This window comes from Streptomyces sp. NPDC003284 (assembly GCF_053589675.1).
The window spans coordinates 649,618-664,984 of the sequence record NZ_JBSFSI010000003.1 but is presented as its reverse complement, the minus strand read 5'-3'; the positions used below and the strand labels follow the sequence as shown (position 1 = coordinate 664,984).

Here is a 15,367-nt window from a genome sequence, read left to right as displayed (position 1 = left end):
ACAGGGCGCACGCGCGCGGGCGCGGGCGACCGCGCGTCGGGCTGGCGCGGGTGGTCGGGAGCCGGTCGGGGGTTCGGCCGGGACCGGTCCGGCCGGTGGGCGGGGGCAGTCAGGGAGGGGCCCCGGGGAGGGAAGGCGCTATGCGCGGGCGGCGCGACGCGGCGGGGCGTACGCGCGGGTGCGGGCGGCCGCGGGCCTGTCGGCTCGGGCGGCCGGCGCGTCCTGGGGAGGGCCCGGACCGCCGTACGCGCGCGGTGGCACGCGTACGGCGCGGCGTCACGCGGGGGCGTGCCTCACAGCCGGGACACGTTCCGCTCGTAGACCAGCCGCAGGCCGATCAGGGTGAGCCAGGGTTCGTGCTCGTCGATCACGGAGGACTCGCCGAGCACCATGGGTGCCAGGCCGCCGGTCGCGATCACCGTGACCTCGTCCGGGTCGTCGGCCAGTTCGCGGGCCATGCGGCCCACGACGCCGTCCACCTGCCCGGCGAACCCGTAGACGATGCCCGCCTGCATCGCCTCGACCGTGTTCTTGCCGATCACGCTGCGCGGCCGGGCCACCTCGATCTTGCGGAGCTGGGCGCCCTTGACGCCGAGGGCGTCCACGGAGATCTCGATGCCGGGGGCGATGACGCCGCCGATGTACTCCCCGCGCGCGGAGACCGCGTCGAACGTCGTCGCCGTGCCGAAGTCCACGACGATGGCCGGGCCGCCGTACAGGTCGACCGCCGCGACCGCGTTGATGATGCGGTCCGCGCCGACCTCCTTGGGGTTGTCGGTCAGGATCGGCACACCGGTCTTGACGCCCGGTTCGACCAGGACGGCCGGGACGTCGCCGTAGTAGCGGCGGGTCACCTCCCGCAGCTCGTGCAGCACCGAGGGGACGGTCGCGCAGATCGCGATGCCGTCGATGCCGTCGCCCAGCTCGTCGCCGAGCAGCGGGTGCATGCCCATCAGGCCCTGGAGCAGGACGGCCAGCTCGTCGGCGGTGCGGCGGGCGTCCGTGGAGATGCGCCAGTGCTCGACGATGTCCTCGCCGTCGAACAGGCCGAGGACCGTGTGCGTGTTGCCCACGTCGATGGTCAGGAGCATGCCTGCTCCGCTTCCGGCGCGCGCAGGTCCAGGCCGATGTCCAGGATCGGCGAGGAGTGGGTGAGGGCGCCGACCGCCAGGAAGTCGACGCCGGTCTCCGCGTAGGCGCGCGCGTTGTCCAGGGTGAGCCGGCCGGAGGCCTCCAGCAGCGCGCGGCCGTCGACGATGGCCACGGCCTCCTCGCACTCACCGGGCGTGAAGTTGTCCAGCAGGATCAGATCGGCGCCCGCGTCCACCACCTCGCGCAGCTGGTGCAGGGTGTCGACCTCGACCTCGACGGGCACGTCCGGGAAGGCCTCCCGTACGGCCGCGAAGGCCGCCGCGACGCCACCGGCGGCGACCACGTGGTTGTCCTTGACCAGGGCCGCGTCCGAGAGGGACATGCGGTGGTTGACGCCGCCGCCGGCCCGCACGGCGAACTTCTCCAGGGACCTGAGGCCCGGCGTCGTCTTGCGGGTGTCGCGCACCTTGGCCCGGGTGCCGTCCAGGGCGTCCGCCCACGCGCGCGTGGCGGTCGCGATGCCGGACAGACGGCACAGCAGGTTCAGCGCGCTGCGCTCGGCGGTCAGCAGGTCGCGCGTGCGCGTGGTGACCGACAGCAGCTTCTGCCCGGCCTCGACGCGGTCGCCGTCCTCGACGTGCCGCTCGACCTCGAACTCGTCCGTGCAGACCACCGAGAGCACCGCCTCGGCGACGCGCAGGCCCGCCACCACACCGGCCTCGCGGGCGGTGAGGTCGCCGGTGGCCACGGCCTCCTCGGGGATGGTCGCGACCGTCGTCACGTCCACGCCGTGGGCCAGGTCCTCCTGGACGGCGACGTTGGCGACGTCCTCGACCTCCAGGGGGTCGAGTCCGGCACCGGCCAGCAGTTCGGCGAGCGCGGGGTCGAGCCCGCACTCGTCGTAGCCGTCGTGGTCCTCGTCGGTGTCCGCGCCGCAGGCACAGCCGTCGCCGCAGCCGCCGTTCGGGGCGAGGGGAAGGTCTTCGGTGCTCACTTGTTCACTGCTCCTGGGGACGGCGGGGCCCGGTGGCCCCGGGACGGGTCGGGGGGAAGTCTGCGGTGTCCGTGGTGTGCACGACCGGCGAGCGGTCCGGGTTCAGCCGTACGACGTTGTGGCGCCGCCAGCGGGCGTCGTCGCGCTCGGCGTGGTCCTCGCGCCAGTGGCAGCCGCGGGTCTCCTCGCGGAGCCCGGCGGCGGCCACCAGGGCGCGGGCCACGCACAGGAGGTTGGTGGCCTCCCAGGTGTCGATGCCGGGCTCGGCGGTCTTGCCGTTCTCGTCGAGGGCGGAACGGGCCTCGGTGTGCAGCGCGTCCAGCCGGTCGGCGGCCGTGGCCAGGGAGGCGGCGGAGCGCAGCACACCGGCGCCCTCGGTCATGATCCGCTGGATCGCGAACCGGGTCTCGGGGGCGAGCAGCGGGTGCGCGGGCTGCCCGGGGTGCGGGACGGGCTCGGGCACGCGCGCGTGCAGAGCGCCCTCCGACCGCTCGCGGGCGATGTCGGCGGCGATCCGCTCGGCGTAGACCAGTCCCTCCAGGAGGGAGTTGGAGGCGAGCCGGTTGGCGCCGTGCACGCCGGTGCAGGCGACCTCCCCGCACGCGTACAGGCCGGGCACGGTGGTCCGGCCGCGGGAGTCGGTGCGTACGCCCCCGGAGGCGTAGTGGGCGGCCGGGGCGACGGGAACCGGTTCGGTGACCGGGTCGATGCCGTGGGCCCGGCAGGCGGCCAGGATCGTGGGGAAGCGCCGCTCCCACATGGCGGCGCCGAAGTGCCGGGCGTCGAGGAACATGTGCTCGGTGCCCAGTTCCTGCATCCGGCGCGTGATGCCCTTGGCGACGATGTCCCGGGGCGCCAGCTCGGCCAGCTCGTGCTGTCCCAGCATGAAGCGCACGCCGTCGGCGTCGACCAGGTGGGCGCCCTCGCCGCGGACCGCCTCGGAGACCAGCGGCTGCTGGCCCTCGGCGTCCGCGCCGAGGAAGAGCACGGTCGGGTGGAACTGCACGAACTCCAGGTCGGAGACCTCCGCACCCGCGCGCAGGGCGAGAGCCACACCGTCACCGGTGGACACGGCCGGGTTGGTGGTCGCGGAGAACACCTGACCCATGCCGCCGGTGGCGAGGACCACGGCGGGCGCGTGCACGGCGCCCACGCCGTCGTGCTGGCCCTCGCCCATCACGTGCAGGGTGACGCCCGCGCTGCGGCCCTCGGCGTCGGTGAGCAGGTCCAGGACGAGGGCGTTCTCCACGGTGCGGATCCCGCGCGCGCGGACCGCCTCGACCAGCGCCCGGGACACCTCGGCGCCGGTGGCGTCGCCGCCCGCGTGCACGATGCGGCGGCGGTGGTGGCCGCCCTCGCGGGTGAGCTGGATGCCGCCCGCGTCGTCGGTGTCGAAGCGGGCCCCGGTGGAGATGAGCCGCCGGACCGCGTCGGGGCCCTCGGTGACAAGGATCCGTACGGCCTCCTCGTCGCACAGGCCGGCCCCGGCGACCAGGGTGTCGTCCAGGTGCTGCCCGGGGGTGTCGCCCTCGCCGAGGGCCGCGGCGATGCCGCCCTGGGCCCAGCGGGTGGACCCGTCGTCCAGGCGGGCCTTGGTGACGACCACCGTGGTCAGCCCGGCGGCCTCGCAGCGCAGGGCGGCGGTGAGCCCGGCGATGCCGGAGCCGACGACCACGACGTCCGCGGCGACGGACCACCCGGGCGCGGGCGCGTGCAGGCGTATGCCGGTGCTGGTCACAAGGCGGCTCCAAGGGTTGCCGGGTCCCCGGGGGCGCCGAAGGCCAGGGGGATGTTGTCGATCAGCCGGGTCGCCCCGACCCGGGCGGCGACGGCGAGGACGGCCTCGCCGGTGAAGCCGTCGCCGATCTCGGTGAAGTCGGCCGGGTCGACCAAGGCCAGATAGTCCAGTTCGAGCGGCGGATCGAGGCGGGCGGCCTCGTCGAGGACCAGCCGGGCCGCCGCGCGGACGGCGTCGGGCGCGCCGGGTGCCGCCTTGGCGACGGCGGCGGCGTCGGCCGCGGCACGGGACTCGCCCAGCGCGCTCAGCGCGTCGGCACGCGCGCGCGTGGAGGGCACTTCGCGGGCGCGGGCGCGCAGCGCCTCCTGGGCGGCGTGCCGGTCGCGTCCGGCGAACAGGGCCTGGGAGAGCGCGAGGGCGGTGCGCCGCTCCTGCGGGGAGAGGTAGCGGTTGCGGCTGGACAGGGCCAGTCCGTCGTCCTCGCGGACGGTGGGGACGGCGGTGATCTCCACGCCGAAGTTCAGGTCGCGCACCATGCGGCGGATCAGCGCGAGCTGCTGGGCGTCCTTCTGCCCGAACAGGGCGACGTCCGGGCGGGTGAGGTGCAGCAGCTTGGCGACGACGGTGAGCATGCCGTCGAAGTGCCCGGGGCGGGAGGCGCCCTCCAGGCGTCCGCCCATGGGCCCGGCGGTGACGCGCACCTGCGGCTCGCCGCCGGGGTAGACCTCGCCGGCGGAGGGCGCGAGGACGACGTCGGCGCCCGCCTGCTCGGCGAGCTTGACGTCCGCCTCCAGGGTGCGCGGATAGCGGTCCAGGTCCTCGCCCGCGCCGAACTGGAGCGGGTTGACGAACACGGTGACGACGACCTCGCCGCCGTCGCCCGCGCTCCGGCGCGCGGCGCGGATCAGGGCGGCGTGCCCGTCGTGCAGGGCGCCCATGGTCATCACGACGGCGCGGCGGCCGGTGCGCACGCGCGCGTGCAGCTCGTCGGCGGTGCGCAGCAGGGCTGTGGTCATCGGGCGTCTCCGTTCCCGGGCGCCGGGGTCACCGGGCGGCCCTCCTCCGCGGCGGTCCGCGCCGTCCGGTTCGCCGAGTGCCCCGCGCGGGTCATCGGGCATCACCCTCGTCGTCACCGGCGTCGGTGCCGCCGGGGCGCGCGGTCCCTTCGGCCAGGACGTCGAGCAGATCCTCGGCCAGCTCCGGCTTGAGCAGCCCGTGGGCGAGGGCGCGGTCGGCGGTGGCGCGGGCCATCGCCAGATAGCCCGCGACGGTCTGCGGGGCGTGTCGGCGCAGCTCGTCGACGTGCGCGGCGACCGTGCCCGCGTCCCCGCGCGCGACCGGGCCGGTGAGGGCCGCGTCGCCGGAGCGCAGGGCATTGTCCAGGGCGGCGCCGAGCAGCGGGCCGAGCATCCGGTCGGGGGCGGTCACACCGGCCGCGCGCAGCAGCTCCATGGACTGCGCGACCAGCGTCACCAGGTGGTTGGCGCCCAGGGCGAGGGCCGCGTGGTAGAGCGGGCGCATCTCCTCGGCGATCCACTCCGGTTCGCCGCCCATCTCGATGACCAGGGCCTCGGCGGCCATCCGCAGCTCCTCGGGCGCCGTGACGCCGAACGAGCACCCGGCCAGCCGCTGCACGTCCACGGGGGTGCCGGTGAAGGTCATCGCCGGGTGCAGGGCCAGCGGCAGCGCGCCCGCGCGCCGGGCGGGGTCCAGCACCCGCGTGCCGTACCGCCCCGAGGTGTGCACGAGCAGGTGGCCGGGGCGTACGGCGCCGGTCTCGGCGAGGCCCGCGACGAGGGCGGGCAGGGCGTCGTCGGGGACGGTCAGGAGCACCAGGTCGGCGCGCCGCAGGACCTCGGCGGGCGGCACCAGGGGGACGCCGGGCAGCAGGTGCCCGGCCCGCCGCCTGGAGGCGTCGGAGACGCCCGAGGCGGCCACCGGACGGTGGCCCGCGAGCTGGAGGGACGCGGCGAGCGCGGGACCCACCCGGCCGGCGCCGACGACGCCGACGGTGAGCCGCGCGGGGCGGTCCCTGGGGTCTGGCTGTTGGCTTGTACTCACGCGGCAGTGGCCTTCCCGTTCCAGTCCGCTCCGGGTACCGGACGATTTCTCGTCATGTTAACGCTATCCGTCCGGGAGGCGTCCGTTCGTCCACAGGCTGTGGGTCACACCACGGCCCGCGGCACGCCCGCGCGGCCGGCGGTGAAATCCGGGTGCCCCGTGCGAGCGGCGCGGGGGATGATCCACGGCATGGACGACACGGCGGACCAGGACCAGCACCAGGACCGGCACCAGGACCGGCACCACGGCCGGGCGGACGGCACGGGCCGGACGGATCATCAGGAGGACCCGGCCGAGAACCCGGCCGCGGCCGAGGAGCGGCGCACGCGGTTGCGCGAACGGCGCCTCGCCGCCTACCGGAGCGCGGAGCGCGTCCTGTCGCGCCCCGCCTATCTCGGCACGCTCCGGGAGCGGCTGGCGGACCTGGAGCAGGCACGGGACGTCCACGACCTCGACGAGACGTCGGACATGTACGGCAGCGGTGTCGTCGAAACCCTGGAGGAGCGGACGGCGGCCCTGCTCGGCAAGGAGGCCGCCGCCTTCTTCCCGACCGGCACGATGGCCCAGCAGGTCGCGCTGCGCTGCTGGGCGGCCCGCACCGGCGACCGGGCCGTGGCCCTGCACGCCCTGGCCCACCCCGAGGTGCATGAACGCCATGCGTTCAGCCAGGTCAGCGGGCTGCGCCCGGTCCGGGTGACGAGCGAGCCCCGGCAGCCGACCGCCGACGAGGTGCGCGGCCTGGACGAGTCCTTCGGGACGCTGATGCTGGAGCTGCCCCTGCGGGACGCCGGTTTCGTGCTGCCCACCTGGCAAGAGCTGACGGACGTCGTCGCCGCGGCCCGCGAGCGGGACGCCGTGGTGCACTTCGACGGCGCGCGCCTGTGGGAGGCCACCGAGCACTTCGGGCGGCCGCTGGCGGAGATCGCGGACCTGGCCGACAGCGTGTACGTGTCGCTCTACAAGTCCCTGGAGGGCCTCGGCGGCGCGGTGCTCGCCGGGCCGGCCGAGCTGGTGGCCGAGGCGAAGACCTGGCGGCACCGGTACGGCGGCACGGTCTTCCAGCAGTTCCCGACCGCGCTGTCGGCGCTGGCCGGGCTCGACCGGGAGCTGCCCCGCCTGCCCTCGTACGTGCGGCACGCGCGCGTGGTGGCCGCCGCGCTGCGCGAGGGCTTCGCGGCGGCCGGGGTGCCCTGGTTCCGCGTGCACCCCGAGGTGCCGCACACCCACGAGTTCCAGGTCTGGCTGCCGTACGACGCGGAGGTGCTCGCCGAGGCGGCGGTGCTCCACGGGGAGGCGACGCGGACGCTGCTGTTCGCCCGCCCCTGGGACCGCGGCGGCCCCGGGCTCGCCTTCACCGAGGTCACCGTGCGCGCCGCGGGCCTGGAGTGGACGGCGGACGACGTGCGGTCGGCGGTCGCCGGCTTCGCCGCGTGCCTCGCCGAGGCGTGCGCCCGGACCTGACCCGGCGCACCCACGAGGCCGGGGCGGGTGGAACGGGCGGGCCCTCTCCGGCGCCGGAGACGCCTCCGGTGGCGGCGTCCCGGCGCGGTGCGGCGGCGGCCGCGGTCCGGTGCGGTGCGGCTCAGCACCCCGTGGCGCGGGGCCGCCGCGCCTGCCGGTGCCGCCACCGGTCCAGGGCCAGGCGCAGCCGCCCGTGCGCCGGACGGCCCGCGAGCACCGCGCCGAAGCGCCGCCGCTCCCGCAGTTCACGCACCATCTGCCAGTCGTTGAGGCCCGGCGCGGGGGGTTCCGGCTCGCCGTGGCGGCGGGCGCGGTGGACGTCGAGGAAGTACTGCTCGGTGAGGCTCATGGCCGTATCGCCCTCTCGGGACGGGTGGATGGAAGAGGCTCCGCGGCTGCCCCGGTGCCTCCACCCTGCGCCGCCGCCCGGCCGAAGTCCCGCCGATTGACGGCGGCCGTCAATCGGGGTCCGCGTTGTCGGTGGGCGCGTGCACCATGGGGGCATGAGCGTGCGCATCGACATCACGGGGCTGCGGCCGGAGGGGATCGCCGTCGTGCCCTCTCCCCTGGCCGAGCTGGGCATGGCGCTGCACGCGCTGTCCGAGCCGGCGCACCACCCGGGCCTCCAGGGCTGGGTCACGGGCGTCACCGCCCGGCTCGACCCGCATCTGGCCGACCGGATGTGCGAGGCGGACTTCCTGTGGCGTACGACGTTCTCCGACCTCTTCCTGCCCTTCGCCGGGCTGCCCGGCGCGAGCGGACTGCCGGGGCAGACGCTCGCCGAGGAGCTGGACCTGCTGGACAAGCTGTCCGACGAGCAGTTCGTGGACGCGGCCCTGGAGTTCACCTGCGCCCTGCCCTACAGCGGGCCGGGCCCCGGCCCGCTGGGCGATGCGCGGCTGCGCCGCCGCGCGCTGGAGCTGGCCGCCGCGCGCGGGCCGCAGCAGGTGCTCTTCAGTGAGCGGCTGCTGGCCGACCCGCCCCACATCAGGCGCTGGCTGCGGCAGTTCCTCCAGGACTGCGACGAGGCGTTCTTCGCGGAGACCTGGGCCCGGCTGCGCCACCAGCTCGCGGCGGACGCGCGGCACAAGACGGAGCTGCTGCGCCGCCGGGGCCTGGCCGACGCGCTGACCGCGGTGTCCCCGGCGGTCGCGCTGGACGAGGCCGCGGCCCGGATCACGGTCGACAAGCTGGGCGACGGGCGCACGGCCACGGCGGGCGGCGGTCTGCTGCTCGTCCCGACGAGCCTGGGCTGGCCGCACCTGATGGTGCTGCACCGCCACGCCTGGCAGCCGGTGCTGCACTACCCGGTCGGCTCGCCCGAACCGGCCGCGCCGCCCTCCGTGGAGCAGCTGACGCTGCGGATGTCCGCGCTGTCCCACCCGGTGCGGATGCGGCTGTGCCGCAGCCTGGCCCGCAGCGCGTTCACCACCGGTGAGCTGACCCAGGCGCACGGCATGACCGCCCCGGAGATATCCCGGCATCTGAGCGTGCTGAAGAAGGCCGGTCTGGTCACCACCCGGCGCCGCGGCCGGTACGTCTACCACCAGCTGGACGTGACGATGGTGGCCCGGCTGGGCAGCGACTTCCTGGAGGGGATCCTGCGCTGACCCGCGCGCCCGGGGACCCGGGGCGCGTCCGCGGCCCCGGGCGGGGCGGTGCGGGTCTCAGCCGTGGCCCCCCGCGTGCGGGTCTCAGCCGTGGCCGCCCGCGCGGACGAGCCCCGTCTCGTAGGCCAGGACGACCACCTGCACACGGTCACGCAGGCCCAACTTGGTGAGGATGCGGCCCACATGGGTCTTCACGGTCGCCTCGGACAGCACCAGCCGGGCGGCGATCTCGCCGTTGGACAGGCCCTGCGCGACCAGGATCATGACCTCGCGCTCCCGCTCGGTGAGCCGCTGGAGCTCCTTGTGCCGGGGCTCCTGGCCGCCGGAGGGCAGCATCGGCGCGAACCGGTCGAGCAGGCGCCGGGTGGTGGAGGGCGCGACGACCGCGTCACCGCTGTGCACCGCGCGGATCGCGGCGAGCAGGTCACCGGGCGGCACATCCTTGAGCATGAACCCGGAGGCACCCGCCTTGAGCCCGGAGAAGGCGTACTCGTCCAGGTCGAAGGTGGTCAGGATCAGCACCTTGGGCGGGTTCGGCTCCGCGCAGACACGGCGGGTGGTCTCCACCCCGTCCAGCTTCGGCATCCGGACGTCCATCAGCACCACGTCGACCGCGGTGGCCCGCAGCACCTGGAGCGCCTCGACGCCGTCACCCGCCTCCGCGACGACCTCCATGTCCGGCTGGGCGGCCAGCACCATCCGGAATCCGGTGCGCAGCAGCACCTGGTCGTCGACGAGCATCACGCGGATCGTCATCGGGGTTCCTCTTCGTCTTCGTCATAGGAGCGTCGTACGGGCGGCACAGCGGCGCGAGCGGGCGGGCAGCGGGTCGCGGCCGGTCGGGCGGTGCACCGGCGCACAACGGCGTGACAGGTGTCACCGGCAGTGTGCGTCGGCTTCAGTGCGCCGGTTTGAGCGGCAGCAGCGCACTGATACGGAAGCCTCCACCGGGGCGCGGTCCCGCGTCCAGCGTGCCGCCGACCATACCGACGCGCTCGCGCATCCCGATCAGGCCGTGCCCCTGCCCGTCGGCGCCGCCCTCCTCGTACAGCTCGTGCGGGGCGCCCTTGCCGTCGTCCTCGACCAGCAGTCCCAGACCGTCGTCGAAGTACACCAGGCGCACGCTCGCGCCCGCGTTCGGTCCGCCGTGCTTGCGGGTGTTGGTGAGGGCTTCCTGCACGATCCGGTACGCGGTCAGCTCGACGCCGCTGGGCAGCGGACGCGGTGTCCCCTCGACCCGGAAGTCGACCGGCAGCCCGGAGCCCCGGCACTGCTCGACCAGGTCCTCGATCTGCTCGGCGTTGGGCTGCGGCACGTACTCGCCGCCCTCCTGGTGCTCGCCGGTGCGCAGCACGCCCAGCAGGCGGCGCATCTCGGCGAGGGCCTGGCGGCCGGTGGAGGAGATCGTCTCCAGGGCCTTCTTGGCCTGGTCGGGCGCGGCGTCCAGGACATAGGCGGCGCCGTCGGCCTGGACCACCATCACCGACACGTTGTGCGCGACCACGTCGTGCAGCTCGCGGGCGATGCGGGCGCGCTCGGCGGCGACCGCCACCTTGGCCTGCGCCTCGCGCTCCTTCTCCAGCCGGGCGGCCCGCTCCTCCAACTGCGCGAAGTAGGCGCGGCGGGTGCGCATGGAGTCGCCGAGCACCCAGGCCAGGGCGAACGGCACGGTCGTGAAGACGGCTATCGCCACGTTCCCGGCGACGCTGGAGTTCTCCTGCGGCCAGCGGATCTGGGCGAGCGTCGCCGCGGACATCCCGCCGGCCAGGGCGAACCGGGAGGCCCAGCGGGCGCCGATCGCGGCGACCGTGTAGATGATCACCAGCATGGCGAAGTCGGCGACCGTGGTCTCGATGTCCAGCACCAGCTGGGCCGCGCCCGTCGCCGCCGCCAGCAGCACCATCTTCTCGGGCATCCGGCGGCGCAGCGCGACCACCACGCTCAGCACCACGGACACCGCGAGCGCCGCGGGGAGCGTCCCGTGGTGGCCCGGCGTCCCGTCGACACTCACCGCACCCAGGCCGGAGAACCCGAGCAGGACGAGGGCCCAGAAGCCGTCGACCCATGTCGGGTGCCTGCGGAGAAAGTCGTAGAGACGCTGCACGTAACCCAGAGTAGGGAAACGTGAGTGGTGCACGGGTCAACCGGAGGGCCGATCCGCACCCCCCGGGCGTACTCCCCAAGGTGGAGGTCGTGATCGCCTGTACGCCTACGCTGGCGAGGTGGCCGACGACACAGCGCGGGAACGCCCGCGGGAGCACCCGCGGGAGAGCGGGCGGGAGTGGCGCGGCTGGCGCGCGGCGGCCCGGGACGCCCTGTACGGGCCGGGTGGCTTCTACCGGCGGCCCGAGGGACCGGCCGGGCACTTCCGCACGTCCGTGCACGCCTCGCCGCTGTTCGCGGCCGCCGTGGCACGGCTGCTGTGCCGCCTCGACGAGGCGCTGGAGCGGCCCGGGGTGCTCGGCTTCGTCGACATGGCGGCCGGTCACGGGGAGCTGGCCGCGGGGGTGCTGGCCGCGCTGCCCGCCCCGGTGGCCGCCCGCACCCGGGTGTACGCGGTCGAGGTCGCCGGCCGCCCGCCGGGACTCGATCACCGGATCGAGTGGCTGAGCGCCCCGCCCCGGCACGTCACCGGGCTGCTCTTCGCCAACGAGTGGCTGGACAACGTGCCGGTGGAGGTGGCGGAGACCGACGCGGCGGGTGTGCCCCGGCGCGTGCTCGTCCGGCGCGACGGCACGGAACGGCTCGGGGAGCCGGTGGCGGGCGCCGAGGCCGCCTGGCTGGCCCGGTGGTGGCCGCTGCCTCCCGAGGAGGGCCTGCGCGCGGAGATCGGCCTGCCCAGGGACACCGCCTGGGCCGAGGCGGTCTCCTGCCTCGACCGGGGGCTGGCGGTCGCCGTGGACTACGCGCACCGCTCGGGCGCCCGGCCGCCGTTCGGTACCCTCACCGGCTTCCGGGACGGACGGGAGACCCGGCCCGTACCGGACGGCACCTGCGATCTCACGGCGCACGTGGCCCTGGACGCCTGCGCCGCGCACGCCGCGCACCTCTCGGGCACGCGCCCCGCGCACACCCCTGACGCGCTCCCCCGCGCACGCCTGCTCACCCAGCGCACCGCACTGCACGCCCTCGGTCTCACCGGCGCACGCCCTCCGCTGGCACTGGCCTCCACGCGCCCCGCGGAGTACGTGCGCGCCCTCGCGAGCGCCGGGGAGGCCGCGGAGCTCACCGCGTCCGGCGGACTCGGCGACTTCGGCTGGCTGCTCCAGCCGGTGGGCCTCCCCCGGGCGCGGGCCGCCCTACTTGTCGATGTCCCCGACCACGAAGAACATTGACCCCAGGATCGCCACCATGTCGGCCACCAGCGTGCCCGGCAGCAGCTCGGCCAGCGCCTGGATGTTGTTGTACGAGGCGGAGCGCAGCTTCAGCCGGTACGGGGTCTTCTCGCCCTTGCTGACCAGGTAGTAGCCGTTGATGCCGAGCGGGTTCTCGGTCCAGGCGTAGGTGTGCCCCTCGGGCGCCTTGAGGACCTTCGGGAGCCGCTGGTTGACCGGTCCCGGCGCGAGACTGGCCAGCCGGTCCAGACAGGCGTCGGCGAGGTCCAGGGCGTTGTGGGTCTGCTCCAGCAGGCACTCGAAGCGGGCCAGGCAGTCGCCCTCCTGCCGGGTGACCACCTTCAGGACGTCCGCCAGCTCTCCGTACGCCAGATACGGCTCGTCGCGGCGCAGGTCGAGGTCGACGCCGGAGGCGCGCGCGATCGGCCCGCTCACCCCGTAGGCGTGCACGGCGCGCTGCGACAGCGTGCCCACGCCCCGGGTGCGCCCCCGGAAGATCTCGTTGCCGAGCACCAGGTCGTCGAAGACGTCCATGCGCGAGCGCACGGCGGCGACAGCATCGCGCGCACGCGTGGGCCACCCGGCCGGGATGTCCTCCTTGAGGCCGCCGACCCGGTTGAACATGTAGTGCATCCGGCCGCCGGAGATCTCCTCCATCACGTTCTGGAGGATCTCGCGCTCCCGGAACGCGTAGAAGACCGGGGTGATGCCGCCGAGCTCCAGCGGATAGGAGCCGAGGAACATCAGGTGGTTGAGCACCCGGTTCAGCTCCGCGAGCAGCGTGCGCGTCCACACCGCCCGCTCGGGCACCTCCATGCCGAGCATCCGCTCCACGGCCAGGACCACGCCCAGCTCGTTCGAGAACGCCGACAGCCAGTCGTGGCGGTTGGCCAGCATGATGATCTGCCGGTAGTCCCGCGCCTCGAACAGCTTCTCGGCGCCGCGGTGCATATAGCCGATCACCGGCTCCGCGCTCCTGATGCGCTCGCCGTCCAGCACCAGCTTCAGCCGGAGCACCCCGTGCGTGGACGGGTGCTGGGGACCGATGTTGAGCACCATGTCGGTGCTCTCCGCGGCACCGCCGATCCCGACCGTCGTCTCCGTCGTAGGAGTCATGGACCCAGTCTCCCCTACGTACGCTTGCCTCATGGAGACGGGGAGTCCGGAGAACGAGCGGGCGGCCGGGGCCGAGCCGGGGTGGACGGCACTGCCGCCCGGCCTGCTGCGGATGCGCCGCCTGCTGCTCGTGGTGTGGCTGGGAACGGCGGCGGTGGCCGTGGGCTGGGTGCTCGGCGCGATGGCGGGACCGGCCTGGGCGGCGTTCGCGCTGGTGCCGCTCGCGGCGGCGGCCTGGGGCTGGGTGCTGCTGGGGCGCAACTGGCGCTCCTGGCGCTACGCCGAGCGCGCCGACGACCTGCTGATCGTCCGGGGCGTGCTGTGGCACGAGGAGACCGTCGTGCCCTACGGCCGGATGCAGCTGGTCGAGGTCACCTCGGGCCCGGTCGAACGGCATTTCGGGCTGGCCACCGTGCAACTGCACACGGCGGCCGCCGCCACCGACGCGACGATCCCCGGCCTGGACCCGGCCGAGGCCGAACGGCTGCGCGACCGGCTCACCGAGCTGGGCCAGGCCCGATCGGCGGGACTGTGACGGCGCCGGAGGCGGACGCCACCGAGGACGCGGGCACCGCGGGAGGGCCCGCCGCCGCGCGGCCCGTCGTCGAGCGGCGGCTGCACCCGGTGACCCCGCTGCGCCGCGCCTGGGCGCCGGTCGCCGTGCTCGCCGGCTGGGCCGTCCACGACCCCGGCCAGGCGCAGCAGCAGCTGACCCGGCTGACCACGGCCTGGCTGCTGGCCGGCCTCGCCGTGCTCCTCCCGGCGGCGGCCCTCTACGGCTTCCTGTCCTGGTGGTTCACGCACTTCGCGGTGACCGACACCGAACTGCGCATCCGCACCGGACTGCTGTTCCGCCGCACCGCGCACATCCGCCTGGAGCGCATCCAGGCCGTCGACGTCACCCGGCCCCTGCTCGGCCGCCTCGCGGGCGTCGCCAAGCTGAAGCTCGACGTCATAGGGACCGACAAGAAGGACGAACTGGCCTTCCTCGGCGAGGACGAGGCCCGCGCGCTGCGCGCCGAACTGCTCGCGCGCGCCGCCGGATTCTCCGCCGACACCGCCCAGGAGGTCGGCGAGGCACCCGCGCGGGAGCTGGTCCGCGTCCCCGCGCGCGTGATAGCCGTCTCGCTGCTGCTGATGGGGGCGACCTGGGGCTCGCTCCTCGCCGCCGTCGTCGTGCCGTCCCTGCTGTGGCTGGCCACCCACAGCCTGTGGACGGTCCTGGCCACCGCCCTGCCGCTGCTCGGCGGGGCCGTGACGAGCAGCGTGGGCCGCTTCGTCGCCGCCTACGACTGGACGCTGAGCGAGTCGCCCGACGGGCTGCGCATCGACCGAGGCCTGCTGGACCGCACCCACGAGACCGTGCCGCCGGGACGCGTGCAGACCGTACGGATCGTGGAACCGCTGCTGTGGCGGCGCTGGCGGGCGCCCGGCGCGGGCGGACCCGGCACCGGGCGCGGCTGGGTCCGGGTGGAGCTGGACGTGGCCGGGTCCTCGAACTCGGTGCTGCTGCCGGTGGCTCCCCGGGAGATCGCCGAGTCTGTGATCTCCCGGGTGCTGCCGGGCGTCGCCGTGCCGGAGACCTCGTCCCTGGCCCGGCCGCCGCGCGGTGCCCGGTGGTGCGCGCCGGTGCGGTGGCGGGGGTACGGGGTCGCCGTCACCGGCACGGTGTTCGCCGCCCGGCACGGGCTGCTGCGGCGGCGGCTCGCGCTGGTCCCGCACGCCAAGGTGCAGAGCGTACGGCTCACCCAGGGGCCCTGGGAGCGCCTCTGGGGCGTCGCCGACATCCAGGTGGACACCGGCGCGAACAAGACGGTGACGGCGCGGCTGCGGGGCACCGGTGAGGCGGAGCGGCTGCTGCGGACGCAGGCCGAGCGCTCCCGTACGGGACGGCGGGACGCCCGGCCGGACCGGTGGATGGAGCGGGACGGGCAGGCGGACCCGGCCAGGTAGAGGTAAC

General features: G+C 75.2%; 14 protein-coding genes. 5 read left to right on the top strand and 9 right to left on the bottom strand.

Going from position 1 to position 15,367, the window contains the following annotated elements; genetic code table 11:
* Positions 1–293 precede the first annotated feature (293 nt).
* From ACWDYF_RS09930 to ACWDYF_RS09910, 5 genes are all read right to left on the bottom strand, one after another.
* On the bottom strand, positions 294–1,091 hold the full coding sequence (locus ACWDYF_RS09930; RefSeq protein ID WP_018568862.1) for a type III pantothenate kinase: 798 nt from the start codon (positions 1,089–1,091) through the stop codon (positions 294–296).
* Positions 1,082–2,086 (bottom strand): carboxylating nicotinate-nucleotide diphosphorylase, encoded by a 1,005-nt coding sequence (nadC, locus tag ACWDYF_RS09925; RefSeq protein ID WP_381740761.1) that lies wholly within the window; start codon positions 2,084–2,086, stop codon positions 1,082–1,084. The genes ACWDYF_RS09930 and nadC overlap by 10 nt, the downstream gene beginning before the upstream one ends.
* A gap of 4 nt (positions 2,087–2,090) precedes the next feature.
* Positions 2,091–3,824 (bottom strand): L-aspartate oxidase, encoded by a 1,734-nt coding sequence (locus ACWDYF_RS09920; RefSeq protein ID WP_381740763.1) that lies wholly within the window; start codon positions 3,822–3,824, stop codon positions 2,091–2,093.
* A complete protein-coding gene (gene panC, locus ACWDYF_RS09915; protein WP_389473176.1) occupies positions 3,821–4,840 on the bottom strand; it encodes a pantoate--beta-alanine ligase in 1,020 nt (339 codons plus the stop codon). Before panC ends, ACWDYF_RS09920 begins: the two co-directional genes overlap by 4 nt.
* A 91-nt stretch (positions 4,841–4,931) precedes the next feature.
* Positions 4,932–5,885: a Rossmann-like and DUF2520 domain-containing protein gene (locus tag ACWDYF_RS09910; RefSeq protein WP_389473178.1), complete on the bottom strand. Its 954-nt coding sequence runs from the start codon at positions 5,883–5,885 to the stop codon at positions 4,932–4,934.
* 177 nt (positions 5,886–6,062) lie between these two features.
* Here ACWDYF_RS09910 and ACWDYF_RS09905 point away from each other — a divergent pair, with 177 nt between their 5' ends.
* Positions 6,063–7,346 carry a threonine aldolase family protein gene (locus tag ACWDYF_RS09905; RefSeq protein WP_389473180.1) on the top strand — a complete coding sequence of 428 codons (1,284 nt, stop codon included), beginning with the start codon at positions 6,063–6,065 and terminating at the stop codon, positions 7,344–7,346.
* 121 nt (positions 7,347–7,467) lie between these two features.
* Here the strand turns inward: ACWDYF_RS09905 and ACWDYF_RS09900 are convergent, their stop codons facing one another.
* Positions 7,468–7,695, bottom strand: a complete 228-nt coding sequence (locus ACWDYF_RS09900; protein ID WP_389473182.1) for a hypothetical protein — start codon at positions 7,693–7,695, stop codon at positions 7,468–7,470.
* Between the two features lie 154 nt (positions 7,696–7,849).
* On the opposite strand from ACWDYF_RS09900, the gene ACWDYF_RS09895 reads away from it, so the two are divergent.
* A complete protein-coding gene (locus ACWDYF_RS09895; RefSeq protein ID WP_381740771.1) occupies positions 7,850–8,956 on the top strand; it encodes a DUF5937 family protein in 1,107 nt (368 codons plus the stop codon).
* A gap of 84 nt (positions 8,957–9,040) precedes the next feature.
* Here ACWDYF_RS09895 and ACWDYF_RS09890 read toward each other — a convergent pair whose 3' ends face one another.
* Together ACWDYF_RS09890 and ACWDYF_RS09885 are read right to left on the bottom strand one after the other, a co-directional pair.
* A complete protein-coding gene (locus ACWDYF_RS09890) occupies positions 9,041–9,712 on the bottom strand; it encodes a response regulator (protein ID WP_018568870.1) in 672 nt (223 codons plus the stop codon).
* A gap of 142 nt (positions 9,713–9,854) precedes the next feature.
* On the bottom strand, positions 9,855–11,060 hold the full coding sequence (locus tag ACWDYF_RS09885) for a sensor histidine kinase (RefSeq protein ID WP_018568871.1): 1,206 nt from the start codon (positions 11,058–11,060) through the stop codon (positions 9,855–9,857).
* A 118-nt stretch (positions 11,061–11,178) separates the two neighbouring features.
* Here ACWDYF_RS09885 and ACWDYF_RS09880 point away from each other — a divergent pair, with 118 nt between their 5' ends.
* On the top strand, positions 11,179–12,291 hold the full coding sequence (locus ACWDYF_RS09880; RefSeq protein WP_389473185.1) for an SAM-dependent methyltransferase: 1,113 nt from the start codon (positions 11,179–11,181) through the stop codon (positions 12,289–12,291).
* On the opposite strand, the gene ACWDYF_RS09875 is transcribed toward ACWDYF_RS09880, so the two are convergent.
* Positions 12,256–13,407, bottom strand: coding sequence for an NADH-quinone oxidoreductase subunit D (locus tag ACWDYF_RS09875; protein ID WP_389473187.1), 1,152 nt, complete (start codon positions 13,405–13,407; stop codon positions 12,256–12,258). The two genes, ACWDYF_RS09880 and ACWDYF_RS09875, sit on opposite strands and share 36 nt — an antisense overlap.
* A 31-nt stretch (positions 13,408–13,438) precedes the next feature.
* On the opposite strand from ACWDYF_RS09875, the gene ACWDYF_RS09870 reads away from it, so the two are divergent.
* Positions 13,439–13,942 (top strand): PH domain-containing protein, encoded by a 504-nt coding sequence (locus ACWDYF_RS09870; RefSeq protein ID WP_389473189.1) that lies wholly within the window; start codon positions 13,439–13,441, stop codon positions 13,940–13,942.
* Positions 13,939–15,360 (top strand): PH domain-containing protein, encoded by a 1,422-nt coding sequence (locus ACWDYF_RS09865; RefSeq protein WP_389473191.1) that lies wholly within the window; start codon positions 13,939–13,941, stop codon positions 15,358–15,360. Before ACWDYF_RS09870 ends, ACWDYF_RS09865 begins: the two co-directional genes overlap by 4 nt.
* Positions 15,361–15,367 lie beyond the last annotated feature (7 nt).

Excerpts from the sequence above, each read along its gene's own strand:
- ACWDYF_RS09930 (WP_018568862.1), bottom strand. The coding sequence starts at position 1,091 with ATGCTCCTGACCATCGACGTGGGCAACACGCACACGGTCCTCGGCCTG.
- panC (WP_389473176.1), bottom strand. The coding sequence starts at position 4,840 with ATGACCACAGCCCTGCTGCGCACCGCCGACGAGCTGCACGCGCGCGTG.
- ACWDYF_RS09905 (WP_389473180.1), top strand. The coding sequence starts at position 6,063 with ATGATCCACGGCATGGACGACACGGCGGACCAGGACCAGCACCAGGAC.
- ACWDYF_RS09900 (WP_389473182.1), bottom strand. The coding sequence starts at position 7,695 with ATGAGCCTCACCGAGCAGTACTTCCTCGACGTCCACCGCGCCCGCCGC.
- ACWDYF_RS09895 (WP_381740771.1), top strand. The coding sequence starts at position 7,850 with ATGAGCGTGCGCATCGACATCACGGGGCTGCGGCCGGAGGGGATCGCC.
- ACWDYF_RS09890 (WP_018568870.1), bottom strand. The coding sequence starts at position 9,712 with ATGACGATCCGCGTGATGCTCGTCGACGACCAGGTGCTGCTGCGCACC.
- ACWDYF_RS09875 (WP_389473187.1), bottom strand. The coding sequence starts at position 13,407 with ATGACTCCTACGACGGAGACGACGGTCGGGATCGGCGGTGCCGCGGAG.
- ACWDYF_RS09870 (WP_389473189.1), top strand. The coding sequence starts at position 13,439 with ATGGAGACGGGGAGTCCGGAGAACGAGCGGGCGGCCGGGGCCGAGCCG.